This window comes from Pseudomonas monachiensis, from assembly GCF_047345015.1.
Taxonomy (GTDB): Bacteria; Pseudomonadota; Gammaproteobacteria; order Pseudomonadales; family Pseudomonadaceae; genus Aquipseudomonas; species Aquipseudomonas monachiensis.
Genome location: NZ_CP178857.1, coordinates 1,972,708 through 1,985,755, shown reverse-complemented (window position 1 = coordinate 1,985,755; position 13,048 = coordinate 1,972,708). Strand labels below are relative to the sequence as shown.

Sequence of the window (13,048 nt, the reverse complement as noted above, 5' to 3'; positions counted from 1 at the left end):
TTCCCATCATGGATGGGTTTTCTCGTATAAAATTTCACCCATTAACTCACCTCCATCCCCCATATAAGTCGTACCCACCCATGCTCCAGCACCTATCAAGGTCGCGACGCAGACAACTCCTCCAACTCCGGTAGATACTCCAAGTGCCAGACAGATAGGTCCACTGACATATTTACCTATCTCTGCACCCGCAACGCCACCAAAGGTGGACCCAACAAACTTTCCTCCCTCCGTAAACCTGACCTTCTCGCACGCAGTTCCAGAGTCACCAACACAAACCTCCTGAATAGCCAGCAACGACGAAACTCCGCCAATGCCAATCCCGATGTAACCACCGGTGCTCATGTACTTGGCAGCCCGACTGATTGCATTCACATGAGTGGAATACCCTGGTATCTGCCCCGGCGCCCCGGCCTTGTCCCAATGGTGCACCAGGCTGCGACTGGAAATGCCGAGCGCCGTCTTCAGCTTCGGGTGATCGCCCAAGGTAGTCTGGCCACGCAGGCGAGTGGAGTTCAGCAGATGAGCATCGAGTTGGGCGAGCAGCCGCTGGCGCTCGGCGAAGAACTGCGGCGACCGCAGGTGGCCATGCTGACGATAGCTGTCCTGATGCAGGCGCTCCATGGCTTGCAGGGTGTCGCGCAATCGGGTCAGGTGTTTTTCCATCACCACCGCGCTGACGCCAAGCCAGGTCGAGGTACGGCCGGTAAAACTGGCGATTTCAGCACCGTGGCGGAACATGAATTCGGCTTCGTCCGGCGTCAGGGGATCGAGGGCCAACTTGACCTGCTGCGCGGCCTGCATCAGTTGCGCTTCCTGATAGGTGCAGGAGTGGTTGTTCGGGTCGCCGAGCACGATCAGCGAACCGGCCTTGATATCGCCTCGCTCAGGATTGAGCGCTCGAAACTTGCGCATCACGACGGCATCGGGTGTGGCGAACAGTGTGGCCTCCATGGCCTCGCGGGTCATGCTTTTGGGCACCACATAGAAGCCCGGTTCTTGAGGTTCCGCGCGGGCGAATATCGCAGGCGCTGGAGGGTTCGAAGGGGCGAAACCAGGCTGGCGTGGCGCGGCCGGTTGACTGGTTGCCGCACTGGAAACGGGTTGCACAACGCTCCTGCCCGTTCGCGGTGCAGAATTGGCGCTGCGATAGGTCGCCGTGACCATCGAAGGGATCAGCCGGGCTTTGCAGGGGCAATCGCTATGACTGTCCAGCGTGCCCGCCAAGGCTTTGCCATGACTGATCATGTACGAAATGCCACCCACGATCTTGTAAGTCTTGCCATCCTTGCCACAGCTGACTCGATCACCTTCGCGGGCATGGGCGATACCGAACATCATGACGCCGGTATGACCATCCAGGACTTTGCCACCACAGGTAGTCTTGTCATCCAGACCAATGAAATGTCCCTCGTTCATTGATGTTCTTCCTGCTTGATGGAGGGCAGAAAATCCTCGGCCATCGCTACACCTTCACGTCCCACCAACAAACAACCGCCTTGCAAGGTGTTGATGATCTCGTCTCCATTGCAAAGACGACTGCCGACCAGCGCCACATCGCTATTTCCTTGTCCCGCGCCCGTGACGATCTGCGCCGTACGCCCATCGGCGTACACGACGTAGTCGCCTTTCTGTGCCGCCCGTACTTTCTGGCCGCTCTCTAATGTGAACTCCAGGTGAGCAACTCCCTGCTTGATCACCCCGCCATCGCGGGTTTGACTGCCCTCAGTCGCGATTCGGTAAATGGCGTGAGCGGGATGAGCTTCCATGTATGCCTGCCCCTGGCGAACAACTGCCAAAGCTTCGTCGCAAAAGTGCGCAAGTCGCTCTTCAGTGAAATTTGGGGCGTCAAGACTGCGGAGAAATTCAGGAGAAACTTCGTTGGTATACAAGGGGTGCACAGGTGCATTCATTTGCCACTTCCTTATCGTCATCGGTTTGAGTTGCCTTCCCTCTCGGCAGAAGTGCTGAGCAAAGAGAAGATTGGACGACGACGAATAAGACGGTGGAGTGCGTGCTGAAAGCAATACACTGGCATAGCCAAATGAACGAATAGGAATTTTCGCAATAACCAACAACCCATTTCCTACAACGGTAGTTACAAGAAGTATTTTTTTGCGCAGTGGAGGCCCGCTGTGTGTGTGGTTTTTTCGCGTGCGAGCGTAGTCCGATGGGTTAACTAAAAAACGACATCTTCCCGAACCGGATTTTTCACACCCATGAAAACTTCACTACACTCCCCGCTTCAATACCACTCCAGCACAAAAGCCCGATAACAATGAAAAACATCAAAAGAGCAATGATGCTCGGCGGCTTGCTCGCACTCTCCCTTGGCGCCCTGGCAGAACCTTCGCACCTGGACAGCGTCATGCAACAGGGACAACTGCGCGTCTGCACCACCGGCGACTACAAGCCCTACACCCTCAAAGCCGAGGACGGCGAATATTCCGGCATCGACATCGCCATGGCCCGCGCCCTGGCCGACAGCCTTGGCGTCAAGGTCGAGTGGGTGCCCACCACCTGGAAAACCCTGATGCCCGACATGCTCGCCGGCAAGTGCGACATCGCCATGGGCGGCATCTCGGTCACCCTGGAACGGCAGAAAAAAGCCTTCTTCAGCAGCATCCTCGACGTCGACGGCAAAATCCCCCTGGTGCGCTGCGAAGACCAGGCGCTGTACCAGACCGTCGAACAGATCAACCAACCCTCGGTTCGCCTGGTCGAACCCGCCGGCGGCACCAACGAAGCCTTCGTCCACGCCTACCTGCCCAAGGCGCAATTGCAACTGCGCGACAACGTGAGCATCTTTCAGGAATTGCTGGATAAAAAAGCCGACGTGATGATCACCGACGCCTCGGAGGCGCTGTACCAGCAGAAGCTCAAGCCGGGCCTGTGCGCGGTCAACCCCACGCACTACATGCAATACGGCGAAAAAGCCTACCTGCTGCCCCGCGACGACATCACCTGGAAGCTGTACGTCGATCAGTGGCTGCACCTGGCCAAGGCAACAGGCAACTACCAGAAGATCCTGCGCCAGTGGCTGGCGGTGCCTGGGGGTAAATAACGGCGTGCCCGCCACTGAAATGGAGACCGCCGCCTGATCGACTGTCCCGCAAGCCGTGACGCGCCAACAGCCCGCCAAGGCTCTACCTCATGGCTTGTTAAATATCGTTACATGATTAAAACTACTATCGCACCGGTAGCAAGCCGGTCATATGCAAGACGCGTTGACACGCACCGAACGAAAACTCGGTCGATGCCTCGACCGAGCAGCCCCCTCAAAAAAGGACAGACAATGAGCAGCACGGATGAATTGCAAACCTACAACGCCAGCCCGAAATGGCAAGAACGTTTCGCTTTTTTTGATCAACACGGCAGCCCCAAAAGCCCCGATTTCAAAACGGCTTTCAAACAGTTGCCAGCGCGCAAGCGCATCCTGATCAACCTGAACTTCATCGCGTTTTTTTTCGGGCCGATCTATTTCTTCGTACTTGGGCTGTGGAAAAAGAACCTGGCAATCATCGCGATCATCGTTGCCCTTTCCTTTGCCCTGGCATTGATTTTCACCCTGCTGGGTTATGAAGAAGCGCCCAAGGCCCTTGACACCGGCATGAACGTCGCCTTTGCACTTATGTACGGATTGAGCGCCAACTACGCCTACTACCTGAAACAGGTAAAAGGTTCGCAAGGCTGGAATCCTTTTGAAGGCTTGAGGTTCGTCTAAGTCTCACCCGAAGCGCAACGGTGGAAATCACTCCACCGTTGCGCCACCGGTCAATCGTCGTGCAACAACCCCGAACTGTACTCGCCGAAGCTGTTGCCGAGCGCACTGCCATGTAAATTCAGCTGGTTGGGGTTGTGGGTCGGCCCTGGACCGAAACCGTTAGACGACTGCGAGTCATCCGGGTAACGGTCATCGGTACTCACACCCGAACAGGCGCTCAACAGCACGGCGCCCGCGATCAGCGAGACTTTGATCAGGTTTGCGATCATTTTTTATTCCTGTGGGTTGAGGCGCTGGGACATGACCTTTGGCGGTCATCCTATGCCTCGTGTGTGCCGGACAGCATGAAACTTTGTAGGGAGACAGCTTGGGTTCAGGAACGTCGCTTTCTCAAACATCGGCGCCAAAACTTAAAAAGAGCAGCGTCCTACACGACATCAGGAATTGTCCGTACACTCCGCCATTGCTGCACCTTTGCCACGAGTCCTATAGTCCGGCCCACGCCCTCACGGCGTGTCGGGTTTGGCGACTCGATTGCAATTGAACTGAAGCCTTCGACCATTTCGGAGCGCTTCGGAACGCACCTAGCTGCCTGTTATATGGTGGCTGTGCGCGGGAGACCCCAGGGTCTGCCGGTTTCTCCATTGCCCGGTTCGCCAACCCGCGTACGGCTACCACCCTCTCGTTTGGCGACGATTGAGTGATAGCTCTCATGAACTAATGGAGCTTCACTTATGAATGAGTACATGGCTTTAACCAGCAATGCCGATGATCTGCCCTCGCTGTTCGTCAACACCACACAACCTCTGCATTCACTGCTCAGCACGGCCAGTTACAGAATTCGAGCTGTAACGCAGATTCTTGAAAATCTTGCGATGCGTGGTGATATCACCAGCGATACGGTGGTTCTCAGCGACTTTGCGTTGTTGTGCTGCGTGCCGTTGCGTGATGGTTGTGATGTGTTGGATGTGATTGCGCGGCGGATGGATGCTGAGTCGTCCTGATGAAAAAGAGGGGCGTCCAGTTTAGACGCCCCCCTCGACTCATTTTACAAGGTCTTGTATTTGCACAATCTCCTATTTCTATTCGATTGGCATCACCGTGAAATGAGACTACCAAAATTTAGGCGTCCCACCAGTAATTAGGCAACACTGGCTGTGGTAGCGCTAGCATCCTTAACGACAGGCTTTTCCATTACCTCCTGAGTCGCGAGACCGTTTTCGACTTTCTCGGCTTGAGCACTCAATAATTCATCAGTTCTCGTAGCTAGCTTTTTCGCAAGCATTGAAAATCCAGGAAGTTTTGACAGCGTTTCTACTGAATCAGATAATTTCGCACTATTCTCCAAAGCATCCATCAATGGATGGTCTGACTTATTATAATCGGTAATCAGTTTACCTGGATTTTCTGAGCTAACCTGCAACAAATTAAACAATAAGCGGGTTCTCAACTCATCTCTAACAACACTCTCTCGAGGCAGAGACTCTATCTGATTAGACAAACCAGAAAACGTTTTCCCCAGAACTGCCTTATGCGTATATTCCTCAATCAAACGCTTAGACAAATTAAGTTTTTTACTTGACGAATACGCAAACCAAAGTACGGGGAAATAAAGAGGCAAAATCGACACTATCAAACTAGGAGTGTCTTTAATCACCTGAACTAAGTCAGCCCCTTTCCACCCAAGAAGAAACACATCAACCCCAAACGGTATCAAAGAAACAGTGACCATTAAAGCAATTGCAATCTTAAAACTTAACTCATACTTCTCCGACGATACCACTTCATCATCTTTTTTCTTTTCATATGCAGCACTTAATCCAGCCGCCATTGCGCCGGGCAACAACCCCGTTATCTCATCATCAATAGCTGAGTACCGCTCTTTCGATTCTGAAATAAGACTTTCAAACCGCTCCCTATCCTGAAACAAATCAGCTTCATATTTCTCAATCACCCCCTTAACCGCACCGTCAACCTCACTCTCTAGCGCCGTCACTTTTGCTTCCACGGAACCATATGCACGATTTAAAGAGTCAACCAATCCATCAACGCGTTCAACTGACCCATCAGCACCTTTCACCTCAGTCCCAAGAATGGATTTGTGCAGTTCGTCAATTTCAGACTTTTTCTTCATCGAATGGGTGAGGAGGGCTTCAATATCCTGAGCAACCACCGCAGAACTATCCAACAGCTTCGTTACTGTGACAACTTGGTCAGGTAGTTTCTGAGCCTCTAGTAATGCGGCCTTAATTACAGAAAGTTCACTACTCATAACCGTGCTAGCAGAAGAGATTGAGTCAGTTAACTCAACTGCCTTAGCGCAAACGCTTTCATTTTTGGTAGCAAGACTTTTGACTTCATTGACCGAGGTCTTGGCCACCTCGACGAGAGACTTAACGCCGACCACCTCTTCCTTTACAGCCTCCCTATACTCCAGAAGCTCTTTTATAGCGTTATCAACGCCGACTTTTGTACTTTTGATTTTTTCCTCAATATCTGATGCATTATCAGCAGAGGCGCGAGCGGCCGCTTCAGAATCTGTAACCTTCAACCTTATTTCACTTGTCAGCGCTTTAAGCTGAGAATTCACCTCAGATTTAAACCTTTCAAAATCAGCCGGATCTACGCCCTTGTCTAAAAACCCCATACCAACTCCTTATATTTTTTGTTATCTAGCACCAATACAAACCGGACTCTTAACACCTACGACGCCCCGCAAAACACATAAAGCTTCCAACAACACTTCACCCAACAAACCAACGGAGCTAATTTGATGCTTTCTTAAACACAACCACTGCTAGACCGAGTGGCTACTTGTCATCTAATATAACGTTTTACCTCCAGCCAGACACTGATGTCGAATGATTTCCACCGGAGAACGCGGAAAGATTTATTCACTAAAACTGAACCAACCACATCTCTGTGTGCCGTTACGTCTCAAATACCCCGAACAGCATTACAAGATCACCGAAACCCCACCATCCCATTCCTGATAAACTCCCCACCTCCCAGCCTCACCGATTCCAGATCCCCCATGTCCGCAGCCACCGCCACACCTGCCCCGCTCTCCCGCCGTTTCTCCGTCGCGCCGATGATGGATTGGACCGACCGCCACTGCCGCTTCTTCCTGCGCCTGCTGTCGAAAAACGCCCTGCTCTACACCGAAATGGTCACCACCGGTGCCCTGCTCAACGGCGATCACGAGCGTTTCCTGCGGCACAACGAAGCCGAGCACCCGCTGGCCCTGCAGCTCGGTGGCAGTGTTCCCCTGGACCTGGCCGCGTGTGCGCGCATGGCGCAGGAGCATGGTTACGATGAGGTGAACCTGAATGTCGGCTGCCCGAGTGATCGGGTGCAGAACAATATGATCGGCGCGTGCCTGATGGGGCATCCGCAACTGGTGGCCGATTGTGTGAAGGCGATGCGGGATGCGGTGTCGATTCCGGTGACGGTCAAGCACCGTATCGGGATCAACGGCCGGGACAGTTACGAGCAGCTGTGTGATTTCGTCGGCACGGTTCGGGATGCCGGGTGCACCAGTTTTACCGTGCACGCGCGGATTGCGATTCTGGAGGGGTTGTCGCCGAAGGAGAACCGTGACATCCCGCCCCTGCGTTATGACGTGGCGGCGCGGTTGAAGGCGGATTTTCCCGAGCTGGAGATTATCCTCAACGGCGGGATCAAGACGCTGGAGGCCTGCCACGAGCATTTGCAGACGTTCGACGGTGTGATGTTGGGCCGCGAGGCGTATCACAACCCTTATGTGATGGCCGAGGTGGACCAGCAGCTGTTCGGCAGCACGGCGCCGGTGATCACCCGTGCCGAAGCACTGGCGCAGCTGCGGCCGTATATCGCTGCACACATCGACGCCGGCGGTTCGATGCACCACATCACTCGCCATGTGCTGGGGCTGGGGACCGGGTTCCCGGGGGCGCGCAAGTTTCGGCAGTTGTTGTCGGTGGATATCCACAAGGCCAAGGAGCCCCTGGTCTTGCTGGATCAAGCTGCCGGGTTGCTTGAAGGGCGTTAATGCCCGGTTGTTCTCGCCATTTCAGCCAGGCGGTTTGATCCGCCTGGCTCGCCTGTCAGTTGGCGGCCGCTGCCGTCCAGTTCACCCAACCGAATGCCCAGGTTGCCAGGATCAACAGTCCGAAAACGATCCGGTACCACGCGAAGGCGGCATAGCTGTGGTTCGCAATGAACTTGAGCAGGCCGCGTACGGCGATCATGGCGAAGAAGAACGCTGTGACGAAGCCCAGGGCGAAAACCGGCAGGTCGCCGGCCTGGAACAACTCCCGGTACTTGTAGCCTGAATACACTGCCGCACCGACCATGGTGGGCATTGCCAGGAAGAACGAGTACTCGGTGGCGGCCTTGCGCGACAGGCCAAACAGCAAGCCGCCGATAATGGTCGATCCGGAGCGGGAAGTGCCCGGGATCATCGCCAGGCATTGCGCGAAGCCTACCTTCAGCGCATCCGACCAACGCATATCGTCGACATGGTCGACGTGCACCACGTGGTCTCTCTGCTCCGCCCACAACATGACAATGCCGCCCACGACCAAGGCGACTGCCACGGTGATCGGGTTGAACAGGTAGTGATGAATCTGGTCGGCGAACAGGACACCCAGAACCACGGCCGGAAGAAAACCGATCAGCAAGTTCAGAGTGAATCGTTGTGCATTGCGTTGGGTCGGCAGTCCTTTGACGATCTCTGTAATCTTGCGGCGAAACTCCCAGACAACGGCAAGAATTGCGCCCAGCTGAATAATGATATTGAACGCCATGGCGCGTTCACCGCCAAATTCCAGCAAGTCCGCAACAATAATCTGGTGGCCCGTACTGGAGATCGGCAAAAACTCAGTCAGGCCCTCTACCGCGCCCAGGATCAACACTTTGAAAAGGGTCCAGAAATCCATCAATCCTCCGTCAGACCGTTCTTTGGGAACGATCCGTCAACTGCACTCAGATATTGAGTAGCTCAAGCAAAACATTCGACACATCCACACCCATTATCTGATGTAGCGAGGGAGAATATGTCTTATTAAAAGGCACACTCAAGCCATGTTAATAATCGTCCGAGTACGAACACCCTGGAAATATATTTAGGTATTTAGTGGAAAAAAGTCTCGCCACTCAATAAAGTGTGATCGCTCTCACACTATTTGTGTTTCTTAGTGGATTCAGCACCTTGGCATGAATGGTGGCACGTAGTGGGCCAAACAGTGGCAAAAGGACATAAAAAATTAATCGCCATCGTTTCAAAATAGTGGCACAATTCCATATTGCCACCATCTAACGACGATATTCCACTAGTTCAGTTCGCCGAGAAAATCAACTAAAAGCTTGAAAAGCTTAAGTATTGTTAAAAAACTCGGGAGCCACGTCTAAAATTCGCGTAAATGTTACCAATTGTCAGTCACAGATGAGAACCGGTGCTTTAACATCCCGATGTCAGCACCTATTCGAGTCAATGCATGATGCTTACAGGGAACTTAGCGACTAGAAGCCAGCGCCAGACAAACGATGAACCCGGAGTTCTCACTCTGGGTCGTACCCGTGGCGTGGCTGAACATTTTAGAGCGCTAGTCGCAAGGCATGTGCGGACCGATATGGCACTAGAGGCCAATTCCTACACTAGTTCATTCAAGAAGAATGAACGCTCTGGTTCGTATCGCGCCATCTTCATCATCATCGACAGCCCCCAGGCCCTCGAGGAAAGCCTCGCGCTAGTGGAAAACCTGCGCAACGGCAACTTGAAACCCATCATTTGCGCGGTCATCACGGGCCGAGGCACCTACAACAAGATCAAGTACTATCTTGCGGGGGCCGACTACTGCATCAAGTTCAATACCCTTTCCGATGAAAGCTCTGAGTTGCTCGCCGAGTTCTTCAGCAGTGAAGAATGGCAAAGAGATATCAATTTGATATTGGACCCTACCCGTATTTGCCTACTGGGCACCAGCAAGAAGCTGGACATCTCCTTTGCGGAAATGAAGATCCTGGAAGCCTTTGCGCAAACCAGTAACCACATACTAAGTCACGATGAAATTGCCAACATCATGGGGCTCAACAGCAACTTTTATGACCCCAGGGCGCTGGAAAAATCGATCAGTCGCCTTCGTGGAAAAATCAAGGACACCTATGGCACAAACGCTATCCAGAGCATCCGCGGGCATGGGTACCGGTTGATGAGGGGACTGATTTCAACTCTCTGACACACCGAAAAGATGGCGCTTTAGCATCAACTTTATCAACAATACAAAGACCTCGGCTTCAGCGTTTCTTGTATTTCATACCAAAGGCACTTATCGATTCCATGACCGTGGCAACATCTAACCATAACAATAAAAGTTTATTCTATAGCAGCAGATCGAGTGGAACCCATCGAGGGCCAAATTTGGGCCCAGACCCTGCCTTTCGACTACTTCCCAGGGAGTCATTGCTCCCCTGCCGATCATCTTTTAGCCAAATTTGGTGTGTACTTCAGGAGAGAGACATGGAAACTAGTACAACCCTCCCAAGGAAATACTTTGTCGTCGTGACCCACAGCACAACGTCGCAGCGTGAACTTGAGACCATCCTGTCCAGTGAGCGCTTCAACTCGTTTGGCACCTCCCAGGCACAAATGTTTATTGAAGGCGTTGCTTCACCCTCTTCCGCACCTGTGCTGATGGAGTTCAGCTACCCAAGCGTTTCAAGGAAAAACGTAGCGCGCAGTATCGAACATGATACACAGCGACTACTGGCGACCCTGGAATCCGAATGGCTGGCAGCGCAATCGACGAATCCATTCCACAGCATGCCGGCAACGACCGGGGCAGCCAACGATATTGCGCAAACCATTGAGGGCGACACTCCTTACAGCGAAGCCTGGCAACTCGACAAGGATCAAAGCGCCTTGGTAAAAGAGGGCGTCGAGATCAGCCTGACCGGATTGGAAGCCGCGCTGGTAAAGAAAATGCTGCACCATGAAGAGCGTGTCGTCAGTCGAGACGAACTGATCCTCAGCATCGGCAGGGAGCCAGAACAATATCGTGGCCTGGAAATGTGCCTGAGTCGGCTGCAAGACAAATTCAAAATGGCCAGTAACGGTGAACGACTGTTTCGCGCAGTAAGAAATCGTGGCTATTGCCTGATCCAGGAAGTCGTGGCGTAAACACCTCCACCCTTAGCGAATAAAACAAACAGAAACAGTGCGACTACAATAATAAAAAAGCACTCTGTTTGGTTTCAACCTCCGCGCTAGTCAGACCGCCCTCATCCCCTCCCCTCCTACAATACCAAAGACCACTCTAATTATTCACCCTCTTCCATTCGACCTTTTCTAACGCTCGGCTTTTTCTAAAACCCTGATAGTTGGCACTTTGCCACCTTGTTAGAACTCGTCAGACAGCATCTCCGCCAATAACTTAGTCTATTGACTGACGACAGTTCGGCATATCGACGTTGTTACCTCAGGACACTCGCTATAACAACAATAACAAGTCTGTTTAACAACTCGGATTTCAACTGTCGAAACCTGAATGGACGTCTTTTGGGGATATTGTATGGATCTTACTCTTAGTATCAATCGAAACACCGGCCTCAAGGGACTTACCTTTTGGGGGCAATGGGCGCTGGCACAGGGCTTTGTAGTTTCCCTGTTGTTCATACTTGCCGAGCGGCACACTGGAACGGTCGAGTTCTATTACCGGATGTGCGCAACGCTCGCCGTACTGGCCTCGGTTCCGGCTTATACGTTCAGCGGTGTGTACCGCAAAAGAGACAATTATCTGTCAGGGCTGGGACGCCTGTTCATGGGCTGGTCCATGACGATGGCCGCGCTGGCGTGCATCGCGTTTATCTGCAAGGCCGATGAGCTATTTTCCCGACAAGTCATCCTGGGTTGGGCGGTGTACGGTTTCCTCGGCCAGGCGTTGCTGTACGCGCCGCTGCATGCGTTCTCGAAGTTCTACCAGCGGTCACGCAAAAGCGAGCATAAAACCCTGATCGTCGGCACCGGTGAACTGGCGCTGGGATTGGCGAACAAGCTGAGCGACCTCGAAAACCTGCCGTTGGTGGGCCTGGTCAGCAACGGCGCCCCTCCCTCACTGGAGCCGGGCGCACCCAGCATCGTCGGCGCCCAGGAAGACCTGCTGGAACTGATCAAGACCCATGACATCCGTCGTTTGTACATCACCCTGCCCCTGTCGGAAGCGGCAAAAATCGAAGCCATGTACGTCGACTTGCTGGATGCCAACGTTGACGTGGTCTGGGTGCCGGACTTGAACAGCCTGACGCTGCTCAATCACTCGGTGAAAGTCGTGGACGGCCTGCCGGCGATCTACTTGAACGAAAGTCCGCTGACCAGCCGGCCCACCGCCGCGCTGAGTAAAAGCCTGGTGGAGAAAAGCGTGGCCCTGTTGGCCATTATCCTGCTGAGCCCGGTGTTGCTGGTCATCGCCCTGGCCGTGAAGCTCAACTCCCCTGGCCCGGTATTCTTCAAGCAGGACCGCCATGGCTGGAACGGCAAAGTGATTCAGGTCTGGAAGTTCCGCTCCATGCGTGTGCACGATGACCATGAGGTCAAACAGGCCAGCCGCAACGACTCGCGTATCACCGCCGTTGGACGCTTCATCCGTCGCACTTCGCTGGACGAATTGCCGCAACTGTTCAACGTGCTGCAAGGGCAAATGGCGCTGGTCGGCCCGCGCCCTCACGCCGTCGCGCACAACAACTACTACTCCGGGAAGATTCTCGCCTACATGGCGCGCCATCGAATCAAACCGGGCATCACCGGCCTGGCGCAGATCAACGGTTGCCGCGGCGAGACCGACACCATCGACAAGATGCAGAAGCGTGTCGAGATCGACCTCAAGTACATCAACAACTGGTCGTTGTGGCTGGACCTGAAGATTCTGGTGAAAACGCCGTTCACCTTGTTGTCGAAGGACATCTACTGAAGGTTTAGGGCTGCACAAGGCAACACCGCAAGGGGACGCAAGTCCCCTTTTTTGTGGCTGTGATTTGGGACTGCCCGGATTTATGGATCACCAAAAGACCAGTGTAGGAGCAAGCCTGCTCGCGATAGCGGGGTATCAGTCAACATCAATGCTGGATGTACTGACGCCATCGCGAGCAAGCTCGCTCCCACAGGGGATTGGGGGTTGTCTGGGTCTTCGGGTCGCCAAATAACCACTGTGGGAGCTTGGCTTGCCCGCGAAAGCGTCGGGTCAGTCAACATCAATGCTGAATGTACTGACACCATCGCGAGCAAGCTCGCTCCCACAGGGGATTGGGGGTTGTCTGGGTCTTCGGCTCGCCAAATAACCACTGTGGGAG

At 53.5% G+C, this 13,048-nt stretch carries 12 protein-coding genes; 7 read left to right on the top strand and 5 right to left on the bottom strand.

What is annotated here, in order from left to right; translation table 11 throughout:
- Window positions 1-6 precede the first annotated feature (6 nt).
- Entirely contained in the window at window positions 7-1,419 is a 1,413-nt protein-coding gene (locus ACMDB8_RS08925) for a PAAR domain-containing protein (protein WP_056722095.1), read from the bottom strand.
- Window positions 1,416-1,913, bottom strand: coding sequence for a hypothetical protein (locus ACMDB8_RS08920; protein ID WP_223542389.1), 498 nt, complete (start codon window positions 1,911-1,913; stop codon window positions 1,416-1,418). Before ACMDB8_RS08920 ends, ACMDB8_RS08925 begins: the two co-directional genes overlap by 4 nt.
- A gap of 389 nt (window positions 1,914-2,302) precedes the next feature.
- On the opposite strand from ACMDB8_RS08920, the gene ACMDB8_RS08915 reads away from it, so the two are divergent.
- Both ACMDB8_RS08915 and ACMDB8_RS08910 read left to right on the top strand, forming a co-directional pair.
- Window positions 2,303-3,064 (top strand): transporter substrate-binding domain-containing protein, encoded by a 762-nt coding sequence (locus ACMDB8_RS08915; protein WP_409079159.1) that lies wholly within the window; start codon window positions 2,303-2,305, stop codon window positions 3,062-3,064.
- 231 nt (window positions 3,065-3,295) lie between these two features.
- Window positions 3,296-3,724, top strand: a complete 429-nt coding sequence (locus ACMDB8_RS08910) for a DUF2628 domain-containing protein (RefSeq protein ID WP_409079160.1) — start codon at window positions 3,296-3,298, stop codon at window positions 3,722-3,724.
- A gap of 50 nt (window positions 3,725-3,774) precedes the next feature.
- On the opposite strand, the gene ACMDB8_RS08905 is transcribed toward ACMDB8_RS08910, so the two are convergent.
- A complete protein-coding gene (locus ACMDB8_RS08905; RefSeq protein ID WP_409079151.1) occupies window positions 3,775-3,993 on the bottom strand; it encodes a hypothetical protein in 219 nt (72 codons plus the stop codon).
- Window positions 3,994-4,458: 465 nt separating this feature from the next.
- On the opposite strand from ACMDB8_RS08905, the gene ACMDB8_RS08900 reads away from it, so the two are divergent.
- Window positions 4,459-4,728 (top strand): short-chain dehydrogenase, encoded by a 270-nt coding sequence (locus tag ACMDB8_RS08900; protein ID WP_095946173.1) that lies wholly within the window; start codon window positions 4,459-4,461, stop codon window positions 4,726-4,728.
- Window positions 4,729-4,865: 137 nt separating this feature from the next.
- On the opposite strand, the gene ACMDB8_RS08895 is transcribed toward ACMDB8_RS08900, so the two are convergent.
- A complete protein-coding gene (locus ACMDB8_RS08895; protein WP_409079152.1) occupies window positions 4,866-6,371 on the bottom strand; it encodes a hypothetical protein in 1,506 nt (501 codons plus the stop codon).
- A 387-nt stretch (window positions 6,372-6,758) separates the two neighbouring features.
- Here ACMDB8_RS08895 and dusA point away from each other — a divergent pair, with 387 nt between their 5' ends.
- On the top strand, window positions 6,759-7,754 hold the full coding sequence (gene dusA, locus ACMDB8_RS08890) for a tRNA dihydrouridine(20/20a) synthase DusA (RefSeq protein ID WP_409079153.1): 996 nt from the start codon (window positions 6,759-6,761) through the stop codon (window positions 7,752-7,754).
- A gap of 55 nt (window positions 7,755-7,809) precedes the next feature.
- Here dusA and ACMDB8_RS08885 read toward each other — a convergent pair whose 3' ends face one another.
- Complete coding sequence (locus ACMDB8_RS08885) at window positions 7,810-8,643, bottom strand: undecaprenyl-diphosphate phosphatase (protein ID WP_409079154.1); 834 nt, start codon at window positions 8,641-8,643, stop codon at window positions 7,810-7,812.
- Between the two features lie 558 nt (window positions 8,644-9,201).
- Here ACMDB8_RS08885 and ACMDB8_RS08880 point away from each other — a divergent pair.
- From ACMDB8_RS08880 to ACMDB8_RS08870, 3 genes are all read left to right on the top strand, one after another.
- Window positions 9,202-9,942, top strand: a complete 741-nt coding sequence (locus ACMDB8_RS08880) for a winged helix-turn-helix domain-containing protein (protein ID WP_056722065.1) — start codon at window positions 9,202-9,204, stop codon at window positions 9,940-9,942.
- A gap of 281 nt (window positions 9,943-10,223) precedes the next feature.
- Window positions 10,224-10,883, top strand: a complete 660-nt coding sequence (locus ACMDB8_RS08875; protein WP_056722063.1) for a winged helix-turn-helix domain-containing protein — start codon at window positions 10,224-10,226, stop codon at window positions 10,881-10,883.
- A gap of 391 nt (window positions 10,884-11,274) precedes the next feature.
- A complete protein-coding gene (locus ACMDB8_RS08870) occupies window positions 11,275-12,669 on the top strand; it encodes an undecaprenyl-phosphate glucose phosphotransferase (RefSeq protein WP_056722061.1) in 1,395 nt (464 codons plus the stop codon).
- Window positions 12,670-13,048 lie beyond the last annotated feature (379 nt).

What these genes read in the sequence shown, in the direction of transcription:
- ACMDB8_RS08925 (WP_056722095.1), bottom strand. Translation starts at nt 1,419, where the DNA reads ATGAACGAGGGACATTTCATTGGTCTGGATGACAAGACTACCTGTGGT.
- ACMDB8_RS08920 (WP_223542389.1), bottom strand. Translation starts at nt 1,913, where the DNA reads ATGAATGCACCTGTGCACCCCTTGTATACCAACGAAGTTTCTCCTGAA.
- ACMDB8_RS08915 (WP_409079159.1), top strand. Translation starts at nt 2,303, where the DNA reads ATGCTCGGCGGCTTGCTCGCACTCTCCCTTGGCGCCCTGGCAGAACCT.
- ACMDB8_RS08910 (WP_409079160.1), top strand. Translation starts at nt 3,296, where the DNA reads ATGAGCAGCACGGATGAATTGCAAACCTACAACGCCAGCCCGAAATGG.
- ACMDB8_RS08905 (WP_409079151.1), bottom strand. Translation starts at nt 3,993, where the DNA reads ATGATCGCAAACCTGATCAAAGTCTCGCTGATCGCGGGCGCCGTGCTG.
- ACMDB8_RS08900 (WP_095946173.1), top strand. Translation starts at nt 4,459, where the DNA reads ATGAATGAGTACATGGCTTTAACCAGCAATGCCGATGATCTGCCCTCG.
- ACMDB8_RS08895 (WP_409079152.1), bottom strand. Translation starts at nt 6,371, where the DNA reads ATGGGGTTTTTAGACAAGGGCGTAGATCCGGCTGATTTTGAAAGGTTT.
- dusA (WP_409079153.1), top strand. Translation starts at nt 6,759, where the DNA reads ATGTCCGCAGCCACCGCCACACCTGCCCCGCTCTCCCGCCGTTTCTCC.
- ACMDB8_RS08885 (WP_409079154.1), bottom strand. Translation starts at nt 8,643, where the DNA reads ATGGATTTCTGGACCCTTTTCAAAGTGTTGATCCTGGGCGCGGTAGAG.
- ACMDB8_RS08880 (WP_056722065.1), top strand. Translation starts at nt 9,202, where the DNA reads ATGATGCTTACAGGGAACTTAGCGACTAGAAGCCAGCGCCAGACAAAC.
- ACMDB8_RS08875 (WP_056722063.1), top strand. Translation starts at nt 10,224, where the DNA reads ATGGAAACTAGTACAACCCTCCCAAGGAAATACTTTGTCGTCGTGACC.
- ACMDB8_RS08870 (WP_056722061.1), top strand. Translation starts at nt 11,275, where the DNA reads ATGGATCTTACTCTTAGTATCAATCGAAACACCGGCCTCAAGGGACTT.